Annotated in this window: 1 protein-coding gene; it reads right to left on the reverse strand. The window is 33.0% G+C overall.

What is annotated here, in order from left to right:
• On the reverse strand, positions 1-2,061 hold a 2,061-nt coding region (locus DOK81_RS00005), incomplete at its 3' end, for a SpaA isopeptide-forming pilin-related protein (protein ID WP_206906964.1).
• Between the last annotated feature and the right edge of the window lie 150 nt (positions 2,062-2,211).

Raw genomic sequence — 2,211 nt, forward strand, 5'->3', positions numbered from 1 at the left:
TGTTGTACTTGGTTCCGTTGGAATAAGTGTATTCTTTTTCGTCACTTCTACGTCTGTGTCATCATCTTTATAAATCGTAAACGTAATTGGTGTCTCATCCAATTCATATCCATCTGGAGCTTTCGTCTCAATAAATTTATAATTACCCGGTTCTAAGTCCGATACATGGATTAGGCCATTTTCATCTGTAATTAAATTTTCATCAAGTACTGTTCCATCTTCTTTAACAAGTTTGAACTCCGCACCAGTCAATGTTTTATTACTTTCACTTGATACTTTTTTCAAAGTAACTGACCCAGTTATAGGTACATTAAGTTTATTAGTGGCGGTTAAATTAATAGATGTTTCTTGCCCTTCTGTCACAATAAATGGAATTGGTGATTCATCTAAAACGTAGCCATTCGGAGCTTTTGTTTCAACAAAGGCATAGTTTCCTGGTGACAGTATTCCCGAATTAATAAATCCCTTTTCGTCAGTAACAAGATTTTCGACAACTGTATTTCCTTCAGCATCAACTATTTTAAATTCTGCACCAGCTAAAGGATTTTTATTATCTGCATCTATTTTATAAAGATGTGCACTACCATCTAGTGTTGTTGTAGTATCCTTACTAGATATATTTGTTCCACTGTAATTAAAATATGCTTTGTTTACAATTGTTTCTCCAGGCACAGCATCAGGGTTTTCAAAATGAACTTTAAAAGAAACTTTAACGCTCTCACCTGCTGGTAAATCCTTCAACAATTCATAAGATATACTATTTGTTTCTGAATCATATTCTACATCAGATAAATACCCACTGGAGTTATCAGTTGTAGAAACAAAAGATATAAACTCTGGTAGTGGATCTGTCAATTTTGTGCCAGCAGTTGTTTTACCCACGTTATTCTTAAATGTTAAAGTATAAATCAGATCCCCTGAATTGGCAGCTAATGTTGATTGAGAGACTTCTTTATTTAAAGTTACTGAATCAAATTGTACTTCTTTTAATGCCATATAAGTACCAGATTGTCTGATTTCTTCTCCATTACTAGTTAATACTGCATTATTTAAACGAGATCCAAATTCATCTGGTGTAAAATCTCCATCAATATTCTGTGCATACATGAGAACATAGCTATCGTTGGGAGTTAAATTTCCAAAGTCAACTGTAAATCCGCTATCTGTTAAAAATATTTTATCAGAAAACTCTGTAGTAACATATTCCCAACTATTTGGAATCCCATTTTCATCTCTACCATTAACTTTTGCAATTCTAAAGTGGTTAATGACTGTACTATCCCCAGTTGCAGGAATATATTTATCTGGATCTGTCAAATAAGTACCTTCTGGTATAGTATCTACTATTTGAACATTATCCAAACTCTGCTGATTGTAGTTCACTATAATTGCAAATTTATTCCTTGATGGGTTGTTAGGATCTAAGATGGCTGAATCATGTCCATATAATTCTTCATATCCTCCATCAGTTATAGCAAACTTACTCAAAAGTGGGTTACCAGGTGTTGTAGTACTCACCTGTGATACCGTTTTGTCACTACTAATAATATTATTTCCCATATATAGATCTGAACTAAATTCCACTTCATCTGGATAATTATTATTAGGATCTGTCGAATTCAAGTAAGGTGCTTTAAACAAAATTTTAACAGTGTTACCTTGGGCATCATGTGGATCATATTTTGTGTGATCATATGCAATATTGATAATATAGTTTCCCTCATTATCCTCTTCCAAGGCTGGATCATCTAAATAAAAAGGATCATCAATAACGATGTTATTCATCATGTACTCTTTGTTTGAAACAATAACTTTAGGAATTGCAACCTTAATAACTCCATCTTCCGTAATTGTACCCGCTGTCGATGCCATTGACACATCAACCTGAACGTTACCACTCGGATAAATCGGATTAGTAGCAGTAATTGTCACTCCAGGATCATCTCCCGCAACTTTGGGAGTGGAATTTTCTGCAAATGCCATTCCCATAAATCCAAATTGGCTCATTACAATAACAATTATAGAAAGCAAATATGAATACTTCGGCAATCTCTTTTTCATTTTTTTCCTCCTTAATATTTATAGTCATTAACTATATAATAAGCAGATTATATCTTATGAAATCAATGAAAAAAGACCTATTTATGTACTATAGAAGTACCTTATAAGAACAATGAATTCCACTACAATAAATAAAAAAGCATATGGTAT

This window comes from Enterococcus sp. DIV0660C, from assembly GCF_017316125.1.
In the GTDB taxonomy this organism is placed as follows: domain Bacteria; phylum Bacillota; class Bacilli; order Lactobacillales; family Enterococcaceae; genus Enterococcus_B.